This window comes from Streptomyces sp. NPDC058525 (assembly GCF_042719495.1).
GTDB lineage: Bacteria > Actinomycetota > Actinomycetes > Streptomycetales > Streptomycetaceae > Streptomyces.
In genome coordinates, this window is the sequence record NZ_JBHXNP010000018.1 from 18,842 (window position 1) to 34,176 (window position 15,335).

The following is a 15,335-nucleotide window of genomic DNA, read 5'->3' on the forward strand; positions in this document are numbered from 1 at the left end:
GCGGGTGAGACCTTCTTGGCATCTGTGAACGGAGTTCTGGTGATCAAGGTCGTGATCGTGGACGACGAAGCCCTCGTCCGGACCGGACTCCAGCGCATCCTCTCGACGGAGGGTGACATCGATGTCGTCGCCCTCACCACCGGTGTGGGAGCCGTCGAGGCCGTCACGGAACACGGCGCGGACGCGGTGCTCCTCGACATCCGGATGCCGGACGTCGACGGGCTCACGGTGCTGCGGCGCATCCGCGAACTCCCGGTTCCCCCGGCCGTGTGCATGCTGACCACCTTCGACACCGACGACCACCTCACCAGTGCCCTCCAGGCCGGCGCCGCGGGTTTCCTGCTCAAGGACACCGACCCGGAGCATCTGGCGCCGATGGTGCGCTTCATCGCCTCCGGCGGCATCGCGCTCTCTCCCCGGCCCGGCAACACCGTCATCGACGGCCATCTCGCCCTGCACGGGCGCCTGCCGGCGGGCGTACCCCGGCCCCAGCTGACCGAGCGCGAGCACGAGGTGCTGGGTCTGCTCGCCGAGGGCCTGACCAACACCGACATCGCGGGCAGGACGTACCTGGGCCTCGGCACCGTGAAGGAACACGTCAGCGCCATCCTGGCCAAGCTCAGGGCCACCAACCGGGTGCAGGCCGCGCTGGCGGCCGAGCGCAGCGGACTGCTCGCGAACCAGGTGGCGGAGCCGGGGCCCGAACGCGCCACCGGCCGGCGTGGTGACGCCAGGACCTGAGCCGGGCCGGGCAGCCCCCCGGAAGGGCCGCCCCCGGAGGGTCAAGGGACTCGGGTCAGGGCCAGACCAGGCAGTACGGCTGGTGGCCGGCCTCGTGGAGGCGGTGGGAGAAGTCCTGCCACTCGTGCAGGAGCTGGTAGACGTTGAACGCGTCGCGCGGGCCGCCGCGGTCCGGGACGGTGGACCAGATGAACGCGGCCGCGCCCACCGATTCCTCGCCGATGCCGCGCAGCGGGTCCACCACCGTCATGGGGAGCTTGACCACCGCGTAGTCGGGGTGGAGGACGACCAGCTCCAGCGGGGGCACCTTGTGAAGGGGTATGCCCTCGATGCCGGTCAGGACCATCGCGGCCACCGTCTCCGGCTTGATCTTGGTGAACAGGCCGCCCATGCCGAGCTCGTCGCCGCCGAGCTCCTCGGGGCGCATCGTGACCGGGACGCGGGCCGCCGTCGCGCCGTCGGGGGCGCCGAAGTACTTGTACGTCACGCCCATGCCGCGGCCCCTGGGGAGGCCGTCGGGTGCTTCCGCCGGGCCCGGGACCGCGTCGGCCGCCTCCGTGGAGCGGCGGCGGTGCTTGCCCCGGCGGCGGGCTTCACGGGCCTCGCGGGCGCGCTGCGGGTCCAGGCCGTCCGTACCCTCGCCCGGTCCACCACCGCGTTGCATATCTCCACCCGACTGGTCTTGCTTGCCCCGGCCCCGCGGCCCCCGCCACGCAGCCTGATCATCATGGCAGTGACCTCCCCCGCGGCGGCGCGGTGAAACGCCCGTCCGCAAGTCTGTCGCGGCCTCTGAGACCATGGCTGGTGTGAGCTACCCGTACCCGTATGAAGCCCCAGTTTCGCAGACGCTCTTCGAGCGCGCCTCCCTCGTGACCCCCGGCGGCGTGAACTCTCCGGTGCGCGCCTTCCGAGCCGTGGGCGGTACGCCCCGGTTCATGGTGTCCGGCACCGGTCCGTACCTCACCGATGCCGACGGCCGCGAGTACGTCGACCTCGTGTGCTCGTGGGGCCCGATGATCCTCGGCCATTCCCACCCCGAGGTGATCGGGGCGGTCCAGGCGGCCGTGGCCCGCGGCACCTCCTTCGGCACGCCCGGCGAGGGCGAGGTCGCGCTCGCCGAGGAGATCGTCGCCCGCGTCGCCCCCGTCGAGCAGGTGAGGCTCGTCTCCTCCGGTACGGAGGCCACGATGTCGGCGATCCGGCTGGCCCGCGGGTTCACCGGCCGGGCCAAGGTCGTGAAGTTCGCAGGCTGCTACCACGGCCACGTGGACGCGCTGCTGGCCGCCGCCGGTTCCGGGCTCGCGACCTTCGCGCTGCCGGACACTCCCGGGGTGACGGGCGCGCAGGCCGGCGACACGATCGTGCTGCCCTACAACGACATCGAAGCGGTCCGGGCGGCCTTCGCCGCGCACCCCGGCGAGATCGCCTGTGTGATCACCGAGGCCGCGCCCGGCAACATGGGCGTCGTGACCCCGGCCGAGGGCTTCAACCAGGGGCTCGCCGACCTCTGCCGCGAGAACGGCGCCCTGTACATCTCCGACGAGGTCATGACCGGTTTCCGGACCTCCCGCGCCGGCTGGTACGGCGTGGACGGGGTCAGGCCCGACCTGATGACCTTCGGCAAGGTCATGGGCGGCGGCTTCCCGGCCGCGGCCTTCGGCGGCCGCGCCGACGTCATGGGCCACCTGGCCCCGGCCGGCCCGGTCTACCAGGCGGGCACGCTCTCCGGGAACCCGATCGCCACCGCCGCCGGCCTCGCGCAGCTGCGCCTGCTGGACGACGCCGCGTACGAGAAGGTGGGCGCGGTCTCGAAGGAGATCCAGGGGCTGGTGACCGCGGCGCTCGCCAAGGAGGGCGTGGCGCACCGGGTGCAGACCGCGTCCAGCATGTTCTCGGTCTTCTTCACCGAGGACGAGGTGCGCAACTACGACGACGCCAAGAAGCAGGAGTCCTTCCGCTTCAACGGCTTCTTCCACTCGATGCTGGCGCAGGGCGTCTACCTGCCGCCGTCCGCCTTCGAGTCCTGGTTCGTGTCCACCGCCCACGACGAGCGGGCGGTCGAGCGGATCGCGGCGGCCCTGCCGGCCGCGGCCCGGGCCGCCGCGGAGGCCACCGCATGAGCAGCAGCGAGATCACCGTCGTCCACCTGGTGCGCCACGGCGAGGTGCACAACCCGGAGGGGGTCCTGTACGGGCGCCGGGACGGCTACCACCTGTCCGAGCTGGGCCGGCAGATGGCGGACCGGGTCGCCGAGCACCTGGAGGCCCGGGACATCACCTACGTGGTGTCCTCCCCGCTGGAGCGGGCCCAGGAGACGGCGGCGCCGATCGCCAAGAGCCACGGCCTGGACCTGGCCACGGACCGGCGGCTGCTGGAGGCGGAGAACGTCTTCGAGGGCAAGACCTTCGGCGTCGGCGACGGCGCGCTGCGCAAGCCCGGCAACTGGAAGCACCTGACGAACCCGTTCAAGCCGTCCTGGGGCGAGCCGTACGTCGAGCAGGTGGTCCGGATGACGAGCGCGCTGGAGGCCGCGCGCGACGCGGCCCGCGGCCACGAGGCGGTGGCGGTCAGCCACCAGCTGCCGATCTGGATCGTGCGCAGCTTCGCGGAGAAGCGCCGGCTGTGGCACGACCCGCGCCGCCGCCAGTGCACGCTCGCCTCGATGACGTCCTTCACGTACCAGGGCGACCGGCTGGTGTCGGTGGGCTACAGCGAGCCGGCCCGGGACCTGGTGCCGGCGCACCTGCTGGCCGGGGCGAAGCCGGTGAAGGGCAAGTCCAAGGCCTTCGGCGCCTGATCCGCATTCTGTGACGATCTGTTACGGCTTTGCCTAAATAAATACAAGACGCGCGGGAATCACCGTGTCAGCGCACAAACTCAGGCTAATTGTCCGTTTATATAACGGAACATGGCTCTTGGGTCTGACGACGGGACGGTGACATGCGCGACTTCAGGGGTGTCAGTCGGAGGGGCTTGCTCGGGCTCGGGCTCGGACTGGGTGCCGCGGCCGCGGGCATCGCGGGCTGCGGCGGTGGCGGATCGGGTCCGGGCGAACCCGGCCCGCCGGCCACCGAGCCCCCCGGGCCGCCCCCGGCCAGGCCGATCGGCGACGGCTCCACCGCCGACACCGGGCCGCAGCCCCACCAGCCGGACAAGCCCGTGCCCCTCCAGCCGGGCGAGGTCCCGCCGCAGTTCGTCGTGTTCAGCTGGGACGGCGCGGGCGAGATCGGCAACGGCCTCTTCCCGCGCTTCCTCAAGCTCGCCAAGGACCACGGCGCGGGCATGACCTTCTTCCTCTCGGGCATCTACCTCCTGCCCGAGTCGAAGAGGGCCCTCTACCACCCGCCGAACAACCCCGTCGGGGCCTCCGACATCGGCTACCTCAAGGACGAGAACGTCCGCGCCACCCTCAAGTACGTCCGCGAGGCCTGGCTCGACGGGCACGAGATAGGCACCCACTTCAACGGCCACTTCTGCGGCGGGGCCGGCTCGGTCGGCAGGTGGACCCCGCAGGACTGGCGGAGCGAGATCGACCAGGCCGTGTCCTTCGTCACCAACTGGCGCACGAACACCGGCTTCACCGACGTCGAACCGCTGCCCTTCGACTACCGCAAGGAACTGGCCGGCGCCCGCACCCCGTGCCTGCTCGGCCAGGAGAGCCTGCTGCCGACCGCCCGCGAGCTGGGCTGGCGCTACGACTCCAGCTCGCCCGGCGGCCTCCAGGTCTGGCCGGTGAAGAAGGCGGGCGTCTGGGACCTGCCGCTCCAGTCGCTGCCCTTCCCCGGGCACTCCTTCGAGGTGCTGTCGATGGACTACAACATCCTCGCCAACCAGTCGAAGAGCACCACCAGGGGCGTCCCCGCCCACTACCCGGGCTGGCGCGCCCAGGCCACCGCCACCTACCTCGGCGGCTTCCGGCGGGCCTACGAGACCAACCGCGCGCCGCTCTTCATCGGCAACCACTTCGAGGAGTGGAACGGCGGCATCTACATGGACGCCGTCGAGGAAGCCCTCAAGGGCATGGCGGACAAAAGGGATGTACGGCTCGTATCCTTCCGGCAGTTCACCGACTGGCTGGACGTCCAGGACCCCAAGGTGCTCGCCAAGCTCCGCGCCCTGGGCCCCGGCCAGTCGCCCGGCGTCGGCTGGGCCGCGTACCTCGCCGCTGCCTGACCAGCACCTTCACGGCCCTTCGGGGGGTGCGGTAGATCCGCATTTCGCTCATGCGAAACTTTTCACATGAGCCTTAGCCGCGCCAGTGCCCGTCGACGTAGCTCCTCGCCCGCCGGCCGCCGCGCACTCCTGCTGACCGCAGCCGCCGTCGCGGGCGTCATGACCCTGACGGCCTGCGACGATTCGGACGGCGGCAAGCCCTCCGGCGGCTCCGGCGGCAACTACGTCGTGGGCAAGGGCGGCATCTCCACCGTCGCGGCCGGTGAGCGCACCGAGGCGCCCAAGCTCGACGGCGAGACCGTCGACGGCAAGACCCTGGACACCACCGAGCTCAAGGGCAAGGTCGTCGTCCTCAACGTATGGGGCTCCTGGTGCCCGCCGTGCCGCGCCGAAGCCCCGTACTTCGCGAAGGTCTCCAAGGAGATGGCCGACGCCGGCAAGGACGTCGCCTTCGTCGGCATCAACACCCGCGACAGCAGCAAGCAGAACGCGACCGCCTTCGAGGAGAGCTACGGGATCACCTACCCGAGCCTCTACGACCCCGCCGGGAAGCTGATACTGCGCTTCCCCAAGGGCACCCTCAACCCGTCGGCCATCCCCTCCACGATCATCCTCGACAAGCAGGGCAGAATCGCCGCCCGCACCCTCGTCGCGGTCAACGAGGAACAGCTGCGCTCGATGATCGACCCGGTCCTCGCGGAGCAGTGACCTCGTGGTCGACTACGTCCTCGCCGCCGAGGCCACCGGGGTGAACGAGACGGTCCTCAGCGGCGCGCTGCTGCTGGCCCTGCCGATCTCGCTGCTCGCGGGACTGGTGTCCTTCTTCTCGCCCTGCGTGCTGCCCCTGGTTCCCGGCTACCTCTCCTACGTGACCGGGGTCAGCGGAGCCGACCTCGCCGAGGCGCGGCGCGGCCGGATGCTGGCCGGCGCGCTCCTGTTCATCGCCGGCTTCACCGCCGTCTTCGTCTCCACGGGAGCCCTCTTCGGCTACTTCGGCGAGACCCTCCGGGAGAACACCGAGATCATCTCCCGGGTGCTGGGCGGTGTGGTGATCCTCATGGGCCTCTTCTTCATGGGCGCGATCCCGGGCCTGACGATGCGGGAGTTCCGCTTCCACAAGAAGCCGACGGCGGGTCTGCTCGGCGCGCCCCTGCTCGGCGTGCTCTTCGGCGTCGGCTGGACGCCCTGCATGGGCCCGACCCTCGCGGCCGTCACCACGCTCTCCCTCGACCAGGCGAGCGCCGGCCGCGGCGCGCTGCTGACCGTGGTCTACTGCCTGGGTCTCGGCCTGCCCTTCATCCTCGCCGCGATCGCCTTCCGCAAGGCGCTCGGCGCGTTCGGCTGGGTGAAGAAGCACTACGCGTGGGTCATGCGCATCGGTGGCGGCATGCTGATCCTGACCGGTCTGCTGCTCGTCACAGGAATGTGGGACAGCATCGTCAGCGACATGCAGAGCTGGACCCAAGGCTTCACGGTGGGGATCTGAGGACTACACGGACATGAGTACGACAGACAACACGTCCACCGAGGCGCCCCACGAGTCCGCTGACACGGACACAGACACGGACGCGAACACGGACACCGACGCGGCCGAGGCGGCGGCCGGCTCCCAGCTCTCCACCGCCCCCGTCGAGGACCGCGGCCCCGTCGGCATCGGCGTGGTCGGCTGGGCCCGCTGGTTCTGGCGGCAGCTCACCTCCATGCGGGTCGCGCTGATCCTGCTCTTCCTGCTCTCCCTGGGCGCCATCCCCGGCTCCCTCATCCCGCAGACCGACGTCGACGCCATGAAGGTCGCCGTCTGGAAGAGGGACAACCCGTCCTGGGTCACCGTCGCCGAGAAGCTCCAGCTCTTCGACGTCTACGGCTCGGTGTGGTTCTCCGCGATCTACCTGCTGCTCTTCGTCTCGCTGATCGGCTGCATCCTGCCGCGCTCCTGGCAGTTCGTCGGCCAGCTCCGCGGCCGCCCGCCGGGCGCCCCCAAGCGGCTCGACCGGCTGCCCGCCTACACGACGTGGCGCACGGCCTCCTCCGCGGACGAGGTGCTCGCGCACGCGAAGTCGCTGCTCGCCGGGCGGCGCTTCCGCACCGAGGCGGCGGGCGGCGCGAACTCCGTCGCCGCGGAGAAGGGCTACCTGCGCGAAGCCGGCAACCTGATCTTCCACGTCGCGCTGATCGTGATGCTGGTGGCCTTCGCCTGGGGCCAGTACTTCAAGTCCGAGGGCGGCAAGCTCGTCCTGCGCGGCAGCGGCTTCTCGAACACGCTCACCCAGTACGACGACTTCAAGTCCGGCGCCCTCTTCGACCCCGACGACCTGCCGCCCTTCTCGTTCACGCTCGACAAGTTCGACGCGACCTACGAGCTGACCGGCCCGCAGAAGGGCACCCCGCGCGACTTCAAGGCGTACGTCACCTTCTCCGACGGCGCGCACGGCACCCCGCGGAAGCGCGAGATCCAGGTCAACGAGCCGCTCGAGGTCGACGGCTCCAAGGTCTACCTGCTCGGCCACGGCTACGCGCCGGTGGTCTCGGTGACCGACCCCACCGGCAAGGTGGTCTTCAAGGACGCCGTGCCGGTGCTCCCGCAGGACGCCAACCTCACCTCCACCGGTGCCATCAAGGTCACCGACGGCTACAAGGACAAGGACGGCAAGAAGGAGCAGCTCGGCTTCAAGGCCGTCTTCGTGCCGACGTTCGCCGGCGAGGGCCAGGGCACGATGTTCTCCCAGTTCCCGGACATCTTCATGCCGCGGCTCATGCTCAACGCCTGGCACGGCAGCCTCGGCGTGGACTCGGGCCTGCCGCAGAACGTGTACCAGCTCGACACCACCAAGATGGAGTCGTACAAGGACGAGTCGGGCCAGCCGTTCAAGCAGAAGCTGGCGCCCGGCGAGACGATGACCCTGCCGGGCGGCGCCGGCACCGTGAAGTTCGAGGGCATCGAGCGCTGGGCCACCTTCTCCGTCACCCACCAGCCCGGCAGCGGCCTCGCCCTCGCGGGCGCGATCGCCGCCATCGCGGGCCTGGCAGGATCCCTGTTCATCCAGCGCCGCCGGATCTGGGTCCGCGCGGTGACCGGCGAGGACGGCGTCACCGTCGTCGAGATGGCGGGCCTCGGCCGCAGCGAGTCCGCCAGGCTCCCGGAGGAGCTGGCGGACCTCGCCGCCACGCTGCACGGGCAGGCGCCGACCGCGACGCCCGCCGAACCTGTCGAAGAAAACCCCGAAGGAGAGCGCGGATGACGCCGCTCGCTGCCGCAGCCAACGAGAACCTGGCTCAGATCAGCAACTACCTGATCTATTCGTCGATGGCGGTCTACATGCTCGCCTTCTTCGCGCACATCGCCGAGTGGACCTTCGGCAGCCGCAGCAAGGTGGCCCGTACGGCCGCCGCGCTGACCCCCGCCAAGGCCGCCGCCGCTCCCGCCGTGCAGGTCCGGGGCAAGGGCGGCAGCACGGCCGTCCTCGACAAGCCGAAGGTCGTCACCCGCTCCGCCGCGGGCACCCGTGACGTGCCGGACGGCCCGGGCGCCGCGGGCGGCACCGTGCAGGGCGACCTGTACGGGCGGATCGCGGTCTCGCTGACCGCGCTCGCCTTCCTCATCGAGGCGGGCGGCGTCGTGGCCCGCGCGATGTCGGTGCAGCGGGCCCCCTGGGGCAACATGTACGAGTTCTCGATCACCTTCTCCACGGTGGCCGTCGGCGCCTACCTGGTGCTGCTCGCGCTGAAGAAGAACGTCCGCTGGCTCGGCCTGATCCTCGTCACCACGGTCCTGCTGGACCTCGGCATCGCCGTGACCTGGCTCTACACCGAGAGCGACCAGCTGGTCCCGGCCCTGCACTCGTACTGGCTGTGGATCCACGTCTCCACCGCGATCTTCTGCGGCGCCGTCTTCTACATCGGCGCGGCCGGAGCGGTCCTCTACCTCTTCCGCGACTCCTACGAGGCCAAGCTCGCGGGCGGCGGCAAGCCGGGGAAGTTCGCCTCCTCGGTCCTCGAGCGGCTGCCCTCGGCGGGCTCCCTCGACAAGTTCTCCTACCGCATCAACGCGGCCGTCTTCCCGCTGTGGACCTTCACGATCATCGCGGGCGCGATCTGGGCGGGCGACGCCTGGGGCCGCTACTGGGGCTGGGACCCCAAGGAGGTCTGGTCCTTCGTGACCTGGGTGGCGTACGCCTGCTACCTGCACGCGCGGGCCACCGCCGGCTGGAAGGGCCGCAAGGCCGCCTACCTGGCGCTCTTCGCCTTCGCCTGCTGGATCTGGAACTACTACGGCGTGAACATCCTGCTCAGCGGCAAGCACTCGTACGCGGGCGTCTGACCGGCGGGAGTGGGACGCTGGTGTCATGCCTCCTGTGAGCCATGGCACCAGCGAGAGCCGCGGCGCGGACCGCTGGCGGATCCACTTCGAGCCGCACTTCCCGTACGCCTACGAGGCGCTGTGGCCGGCCCTGACCACGCCCGAGGGGCTGCGCGGCTGGCTGGCCGGGGCCGAGGTCCTGGAGCGCCGGCTCGGCGGGGCCGTCACCCTGCGCTGGCTCAACACCGGGACGGTGGCCACCGGGCACGTCACGGCCTGGGACGTCGAGCGGGTCGTCGAGTACACGGTGAGCGGACACGAGCGGATCCGCTTCCACCTGGAGCCCGTGGGGACCGACTCGACGGTCATCCGCTTCGTGAACGAGCGCGGCGGCCCCGAGAACGAGCGGCTGGACTGCCTGGCCGGCTGGCACGAGCACTTCGAGCTGCTGGAGTCCGCGCTGGCCGGACGGCCGGCGGACTGGGCCGCCTGGAACGGCGCCCACTGGGCCGAGCTGCGCGAGCGGTACGCGTCCCCCGCCGCGGCCTAGCGCGCGGGCCCGCGGCCGCGGCCGCGCCCGCGCCCCCGTCCGTCAGTCCGAGCCCTTGTCCTTGTCCCGGTCCTTGTCCCGGTCCTTGCCCCGGTCCTTCTCCTGCTCGTCGCGCAGGCGCTTGAGGAACTCCGGGTTGTCGTCGGGCGCGACCCACTGGGTGCGGCGCGGCCGTCCGCCGCCCGCCGCGGCCCGCTTCTTCCCCGCGAACAGCCACACCACCGGCCCGACGATGGAGAAGAGCAGGATGATGATCACCCAGACCACCTTGGGCAGGTGCTTGACCTCTTCCTCGGGCGTGTTCAGGCAGTCGATGAAGGCGTAGATGGTCAGCGCGATGATCAGCAGGAACGGCAGATAGCGCAGCACGGTGTGGGACCGACTCCCGGGCAGTGGCGGCGGGCCCGCTGGGGGCCCCGGTGACCCTTCCAGGGTAGTTGGTGACGGATACTTGCCCCTATGGCTTACGACGATCTCCGCTCGCTGCTCCGGGCTCTGGAGCGGGAGGGCGACCTCAAGCGCATCAAGGCCGAAGTCGACCCGCACCTCGAAGTGGGGGAGATCGTCGACAGAGTGAACAAGGCGGGCGGCCCGGCCCTCCTGTTCGAGAACGTCAAGGGCTCGGCGATGCCGCTGGCCATGAACGTCTTCGGCACCGACCGCCGCCTGCTGAAGGCGCTGGGCCTGAAGTCGTACGGCGAGATCAGCGAGAAGATCGGCGGCCTGCTCAAGCCGGAGCTGCCGCAGGGCTTCATCGGCGTCCGCGAGGCCTTCGGCAAGCTCGGCTCGATGGTGCACGTGCCGCCGAAGAAGGTGAAGGGCGAGTCCGCGCCCGTCCAGGAGGTCGTCCTCACCGGCGACGACGTGGACCTCGACCAGCTCCCGGCCCTCTTCACCTGGCCCAAGGACGGCGGCTCCTTCTTCAACCTCGGCCTCACGCACACCAAGCACCCCGAGACCGGTGTCCGCAACCTCGGCCTGTACCGCCTCCAGCGCCATGACAAGCGCACCATCGGCATGCACTGGCAGATCCACAAGGACAGCCGCAACCACTACGCGGTGGCCGCCAAGCGCGGCGAGCGGCTGCCGGTCGCGATCGCCTTCGGCTGCCCGCCCGCGGTGACGTACGCGTCCACCGCGCCGCTGCCCGGTGACATCGACGAGTACCTCTTCGCGGGCTTCGTCGCCGGCAAGCGCATCGAGATGGTCGACTGCAAGACCGTGCCGCTCCAGGTCCCGGCCCACGCGGAGGTCGTCATCGAGGGCTGGCTGGAGCCGGGGGAGACCCTCCCGGAGGGCCCGTTCGGCGACCACACCGGCTTCTACACCCCGCAGGAGCCCTTCCCCGCGCTGAAGATCGACTGCGTGACGATGCGCAGGCGCCCGCTGCTCCAGTCCATCGTTGTGGGCCGGCCGCCGACCGAGGACGGCCCGCTGGGCCGCGCGACGGAGCGCTTCTTCCTCCCGCTCCTCAAGATCATCGTGCCGGACATCGTGGACTACCACCTGCCCGAGTCGGGCGGCTTCCACAACTGTGCGATCGTCTCGATCGACAAGAAGTACCCGAAGCACGCGCAGAAGGTCATGCACGCCATCTGGGGCGCGCACATGATGTCGCTGACCAAGCTGATCATCGTGGTCGACGCCGACTGCGACGTCCACGACCTGCACGAGGTGTCCTGGCGGGCGCTCGGCAACACCGACTACTCCCGTGACCTGACGGTGGTCGAGGGCCCCGTGGACCATCTGGACCACGCGTCCTACCAGCAGTTCTGGGGCGGCAAGGCGGGCATCGACGCCACCAAGAAGCTCCCCGAGGAGGGCTACACCCGCGACGGCGGCTGGCCCGACATGGTCGAGTCCGACCCGGCGACCGCCGAACGGGTGACACGACGTTGGAAGGAGTACGGCCTGTGAGTTGCTCGGACAGGATGGACGCGGAGAGGACGCGGGCGTGTGCTCCCCGCCGCTGCGGGGATGGTCCCGGCCTGTGAGCCCGATCGCGATGGGCGGCCCGGCCCTCTTCCTCGGCGGCGAGACGTACGTGGCCCTCGTGCGCCCCGAGCTGGACCCGGCCGACCCCGGCGTCCGGCGGGCCGCCGAGGAGGCGGGCGTCTCCCCGGAGGAGTTCGCCGGCCCCGGCGACGTCTGGGCGCTGATGCTGGACTGGGCCGACGGCGGGCCCGACGGGCACGGCGAGGGCGGCGGGTTCGAGCTGCCGGGCCTGCGCGACAGCGAGGCGGAGGAGTTCGCGGAGCGGCTGCAGGCGGCCCTGGCCGCCGGCGGGCGGTTCACCGTCGAGGCCGGCGCGGTGCTGCGGCTCGACGCCCGGCCGGTCGGCGAGGACTACGCGTTCACCGCCCGGATCACCCCGCCCGAGGGCGACGCCGAGGCCTTCCTGATCCTGGAGACCGACCCGGTGCCCCTCGACACGCTGCTGGCCGACCTCGAAGAGTTCCGCGGGAGCCTGGCGTGACCGGCGCCGTCCCCCCGGGCGGCCCGACGGCCCACCTCGAAGCCCCCCGGAGGGACTGCGCATGATGACCACCGCCGACGGAGTGGTCGGGCCCGGCCCCGCACCCGAGGCCACCAACAAGATCAAGGCGTTCCTGCGGCTCGTGATGATCGAGCACTCGGTCTTCGCGCTGCCCTTCGCCTACATCGCCGCGCTCACCGCCATGTTCCGGTTCGACCGGACCGTGCACTGGGGCACGCTGCTGCTGGTCACCGTCTGCATGGTGGGCCTGCGGACCTTCGCGATGGCCGCCAACCGGATCATCGACCGCGAGATCGACGCCCGCAATCCGCGTACGGCCGGCCGCGAGCTGGTCACCGGCGCGGTGTCGGTGCGGTCCGCGTGGACCGGGGCGGGGATCGCGCTCGCCGTCTTCCTCGGCGCGGCGGCGCTGCTGAACCCGCTCTGCCTGGCTCTGGCGCCCGTCGCGGTGATACCGATGGTGGTCTACCCGTACGGCAAGCGGTTCACGAACTTCCCGCACGCCATCCTGGGCCTGGCCCAGGCGATCGGCCCGGTCGGGGCCTGGCTGGCCGTCACCGGTGAGTGGTCCTGGGACGCGGTCATCCTGGGGCTCGCGGTGGGCGTCTGGATCGGCGGCTTCGACCTGATCTTCGCCTCCCAGGACGTCGCCGCGGACCGCGCGGAGGGCGTCAAGTCCGTCCCGGCCCGCTTCGGCGTCCCGGCCGCCCTGTGGGGGGCCCGCGGCGCGCACGTCGTGACCACGGCCCTGCTGGTCTGGTTCGCGCTCGCCACGGACGCCGGGATGTTCTTCTGGGCGGGCCTGCTGATCGTCGTCTGCGCCTTCTTCTACGAGCACGGCATCGTGACGCCGCACGACCTGTCCCGCCTGAACCGCGCCTTCTTCACGGTCAACGGGTTCATCGGGATCGCCCTCTTCGTGTGCGCCGTGCTGGACCTCGCGGCCCGGGGCCTGACCTTCTAGAGCGGCAGCGCACGCAGGCAGCCTGTACGGACCTGCGAGTGTGTACAGTTTTGGCATGGAGACCGTTTCGCTCGTCGAGGCCCGCAACCACCTCGGACAGCTTGTAGGCAGGGTTCGCCATGGCCACGAGCAGATCCTGATCAGCGAGTACGGAAAGCCGGCGGCCGCGCTCGTGCCGATAGAGGAGCTGGAGGAGCTCCGGAGGCTGAGGGACGAGGCCGACGTCGCGGAAGCCCGACGGCGCGAGGCCGACAGGAGCGCGACGCCGGTCGGCCATGACGCCTTCATGGCCCAGTTGGAGGACGAGGACCGGCAGGCCGCGCAATGAGGCACACCGTTGTCTGGGAGCTTCCGGCGATGGAGGAGTTCCGGAGACTCCGTGTTCTCGATCCTGTGGGCGCCAAGGCGTGCGCCGCCGCGATCGGCGGGCTGGCCGACGACTGGCACCCGGAGGAGGCGCGCGCGTTGGGCGGCTCCGGCTACTGGCGGCTCCACGTGGGCGCATGGCGGGTGCTGTACCGCCCCGACGGCGAGACGGTCACGGTGTACGTCATCAAGGTCGGCCGGGTGGGCTGAACCCCGCGCCGTCCTGGATTCGTGACCCGCCGCCGGTCCGCGCCGGGCACCTGACCGACCCCTGCCCAGGCGTGGCCGGATAGTCTCGGAGGTATGACTGAGCGCAAGCGCACCCCGTGGGTGGTGGGGGTTTCCGGGGCTTCCGGGACCCCGTACGCGGCGGCGGTGCTCCGCGGGCTGCTCGCGGCGGGGGAGAGCGTCGACCTGGTGGTGAGCCGGGCCTCGCGGCTCACCCTGCTGGACGAGACCGGCATCGCCTTCCGGGACGCGCACTGGCGGGACGATCTGGGGGAGTGGCTGGAGCGCGGGGCGGACGGCAAGCCCGCCGCCTTCGCCCGCCCGGACCTGGCCGACGTGCGCTACTGGGGTGCGGGGGATCTGGCGGCCGGGCCGAGTTCGGGTTCGTACCCCGTCAAGGGGATGCTCGTCGTCCCCGCGTCCACGGCGTGCGTGGCGGGGGTGGCGCTCGGGCTGTCGAAGGACCTGCTCCAGCGCGTGGCGAGCGTGACGCTCAAGGAGCGGCGGCGGCTGGTGGTCTGTGTGCGGGAGACCCCGCTGAACGGGCAGACGCTGAAGCATCTGGTGACGCTGGACGAGGCGGGCGCGGTCGTGCTGCCCGCCTCTCCGGCGTTCTACGCGGGTGCGACGCACATCCAGGATCTGGTGGATTTCGTCGCGGGGCGGGTGCTGGACGCGGCAGGGGTGCCGCACCGGCTGTACCGCCGTTGGGAGGGGGAGCTGGGCGGCTCCCGGCCTCCCGGGGCAAGCGGTGGCTAGCGCTTCTTGGTGCTGCGCGGCCTGCGGGTCTTGTCCACGCGGTGCGCGGCGGACGGCTGGTCGGTGCGGGATCGGTTGGCCAGCTCCTGGAGCTGTCGCATGTGTGCGTAGGCCATCTCGATCGTGTACACGGTGAACCACTCCTGAAGATCGTCATTGATCTGTTGAAAGATTCACAGGGTGTTGACCCTGTGTGCCTTAGATTCTATACCTAAACTTGCAGGATCGCCGAATAATGGAAGGCTCCACGTAATGGACACGGTGGACAGGCAGCTCATCCAGGCACTTCGCGAGAACGGTCGTGCCTCGTACGCGGAGCTGGGCCGTCTCGTGGGCCTCTCCGGCCCCAGCGTCACCGACCGCATCAACCGGCTGGAGTCGGCCGGTGTGATCACCGGCTACCGCGCGACCGTGAACGCGGCCTCGCTCGGCCTCGGCGTCACCGCGCTGATCGGCCTCTCCATGTCCGACGCCGCCGACCACGAGGACGTCGCCCGGCGGCTGCGCGACCTCGCGGAGATCGAGGACTGCTGGTTCATCGCGGGCGACGACTCCTTCATGCTGAAGGTGCGCGCCAACGACGTGGACGGCCTGGAGAAGATCATCCGCAGGCTCTCCGGCACCAAGGGCGTCTCCCGCACCCGCACCACCATCGTGCTCTCGACGAAGTGGGAGAACCGGGTCGGGGAACTTCCCGAGGAAGGCTGAGAGTACGGTTGGACGGGTTGCAGGACAGGCATCTAGAGGAGGCGACCGCCTG

19 protein-coding genes are annotated in these 15,335 nt (G+C 70.8%); 16 read left to right on the top strand and 3 right to left on the bottom strand.

The features are described 5' to 3' along the window. Positions 1–39: 39 nt before the first annotated feature. A complete protein-coding gene (locus ACFWP3_RS11870) occupies positions 40–741 on the top strand; it encodes a response regulator (protein ID WP_384219103.1) in 702 nt (233 codons plus the stop codon). Between the two features lie 55 nt (positions 742–796). On the opposite strand, the gene ACFWP3_RS11875 is transcribed toward ACFWP3_RS11870, so the two are convergent. Next, positions 797–1,234: a hypothetical protein gene (locus tag ACFWP3_RS11875; protein WP_030161262.1), complete on the bottom strand. Its 438-nt coding sequence runs from the start codon at positions 1,232–1,234 to the stop codon at positions 797–799. A 304-nt stretch (positions 1,235–1,538) separates the two neighbouring features. Between ACFWP3_RS11875 and hemL the strand changes: the two genes are divergently transcribed. From hemL to ACFWP3_RS11915, 8 genes are all read left to right on the top strand, one after another. Then, complete coding sequence (gene hemL / locus ACFWP3_RS11880; protein WP_384219106.1) at positions 1,539–2,861, top strand: glutamate-1-semialdehyde 2,1-aminomutase; 1,323 nt, start codon at positions 1,539–1,541, stop codon at positions 2,859–2,861. Further along, positions 2,858–3,538 (top strand): histidine phosphatase family protein, encoded by a 681-nt coding sequence (locus ACFWP3_RS11885; protein ID WP_384219108.1) that lies wholly within the window; start codon positions 2,858–2,860, stop codon positions 3,536–3,538. Before hemL ends, ACFWP3_RS11885 begins: the two co-directional genes overlap by 4 nt. Before the next feature lie 143 nt (positions 3,539–3,681). Next, positions 3,682–4,914: a hypothetical protein gene (locus ACFWP3_RS11890; protein ID WP_384219111.1), complete on the top strand. Its 1,233-nt coding sequence runs from the start codon at positions 3,682–3,684 to the stop codon at positions 4,912–4,914. Positions 4,915–4,980: 66 nt separating this feature from the next. After that, on the top strand, positions 4,981–5,622 hold the full coding sequence (locus tag ACFWP3_RS11895; RefSeq protein WP_384219113.1) for a TlpA family protein disulfide reductase: 642 nt from the start codon (positions 4,981–4,983) through the stop codon (positions 5,620–5,622). A gap of 4 nt (positions 5,623–5,626) precedes the next feature. Then, on the top strand, positions 5,627–6,400 hold the full coding sequence (locus ACFWP3_RS11900) for a cytochrome c biogenesis CcdA family protein (RefSeq protein ID WP_384219116.1): 774 nt from the start codon (positions 5,627–5,629) through the stop codon (positions 6,398–6,400). Between the two features lie 13 nt (positions 6,401–6,413). Continuing rightward, on the top strand, positions 6,414–8,153 hold the full coding sequence (locus ACFWP3_RS11905; protein WP_384219118.1) for a cytochrome c biogenesis protein ResB: 1,740 nt from the start codon (positions 6,414–6,416) through the stop codon (positions 8,151–8,153). Continuing rightward, positions 8,150–9,232: a c-type cytochrome biogenesis protein CcsB gene (ccsB, locus tag ACFWP3_RS11910; protein ID WP_384219121.1), complete on the top strand. Its 1,083-nt coding sequence runs from the start codon at positions 8,150–8,152 to the stop codon at positions 9,230–9,232. Before ACFWP3_RS11905 ends, ccsB begins: the two co-directional genes overlap by 4 nt. Positions 9,233–9,257: 25 nt before the next feature. After that, positions 9,258–9,761 carry an SRPBCC domain-containing protein gene (locus ACFWP3_RS11915; protein WP_384219123.1) on the top strand — a complete coding sequence of 168 codons (504 nt, stop codon included), beginning with the start codon at positions 9,258–9,260 and terminating at the stop codon, positions 9,759–9,761. 42 nt (positions 9,762–9,803) lie between these two features. Here the strand turns inward: ACFWP3_RS11915 and ACFWP3_RS11920 are convergent, their stop codons facing one another. Next, positions 9,804–10,130, bottom strand: coding sequence for a PLD nuclease N-terminal domain-containing protein (locus ACFWP3_RS11920; protein ID WP_384219125.1), 327 nt, complete (start codon positions 10,128–10,130; stop codon positions 9,804–9,806). Positions 10,131–10,220: 90 nt separating this feature from the next. On the opposite strand from ACFWP3_RS11920, the gene ACFWP3_RS11925 reads away from it, so the two are divergent. The 6 genes from ACFWP3_RS11925 (at position 10,221) to ACFWP3_RS11950 (ending at position 14,575) form a co-directional block, all read left to right on the top strand. Further along, positions 10,221–11,678 (top strand): menaquinone biosynthesis decarboxylase, encoded by a 1,458-nt coding sequence (locus ACFWP3_RS11925; RefSeq protein WP_384219128.1) that lies wholly within the window; start codon positions 10,221–10,223, stop codon positions 11,676–11,678. 73 nt (positions 11,679–11,751) lie between these two features. Continuing rightward, entirely contained in the window at positions 11,752–12,237 is a 486-nt protein-coding gene (locus ACFWP3_RS11930; RefSeq protein ID WP_384219130.1) for a hypothetical protein, read from the top strand. Between the two features lie 64 nt (positions 12,238–12,301). Further along, positions 12,302–13,222, top strand: a complete 921-nt coding sequence (gene mqnP, locus ACFWP3_RS11935) for a menaquinone biosynthesis prenyltransferase MqnP (protein ID WP_384219296.1) — start codon at positions 12,302–12,304, stop codon at positions 13,220–13,222. 55 nt (positions 13,223–13,277) lie between these two features. Further along, positions 13,278–13,550 (top strand): type II toxin-antitoxin system Phd/YefM family antitoxin, encoded by a 273-nt coding sequence (locus ACFWP3_RS11940; RefSeq protein ID WP_384219132.1) that lies wholly within the window; start codon positions 13,278–13,280, stop codon positions 13,548–13,550. Then, complete coding sequence (locus tag ACFWP3_RS11945) at positions 13,547–13,798, top strand: type II toxin-antitoxin system RelE/ParE family toxin (protein ID WP_384219133.1); 252 nt, start codon at positions 13,547–13,549, stop codon at positions 13,796–13,798. Before ACFWP3_RS11940 ends, ACFWP3_RS11945 begins: the two co-directional genes overlap by 4 nt. 93 nt (positions 13,799–13,891) lie before the next feature. Further along, complete coding sequence (locus ACFWP3_RS11950; RefSeq protein ID WP_384219136.1) at positions 13,892–14,575, top strand: UbiX family flavin prenyltransferase; 684 nt, start codon at positions 13,892–13,894, stop codon at positions 14,573–14,575. On the opposite strand, the gene ACFWP3_RS11955 is transcribed toward ACFWP3_RS11950, so the two are convergent. Continuing rightward, positions 14,572–14,706: a hypothetical protein gene (locus ACFWP3_RS11955; protein ID WP_384219138.1), complete on the bottom strand. Its 135-nt coding sequence runs from the start codon at positions 14,704–14,706 to the stop codon at positions 14,572–14,574. The genes ACFWP3_RS11950 and ACFWP3_RS11955 overlap by 4 nt on opposite strands. A gap of 121 nt (positions 14,707–14,827) precedes the next feature. Between ACFWP3_RS11955 and ACFWP3_RS11960 the strand changes: the two genes are divergently transcribed. Continuing rightward, complete coding sequence (locus tag ACFWP3_RS11960; protein WP_069920705.1) at positions 14,828–15,283, top strand: Lrp/AsnC family transcriptional regulator; 456 nt, start codon at positions 14,828–14,830, stop codon at positions 15,281–15,283. Positions 15,284–15,335 lie beyond the last annotated feature (52 nt).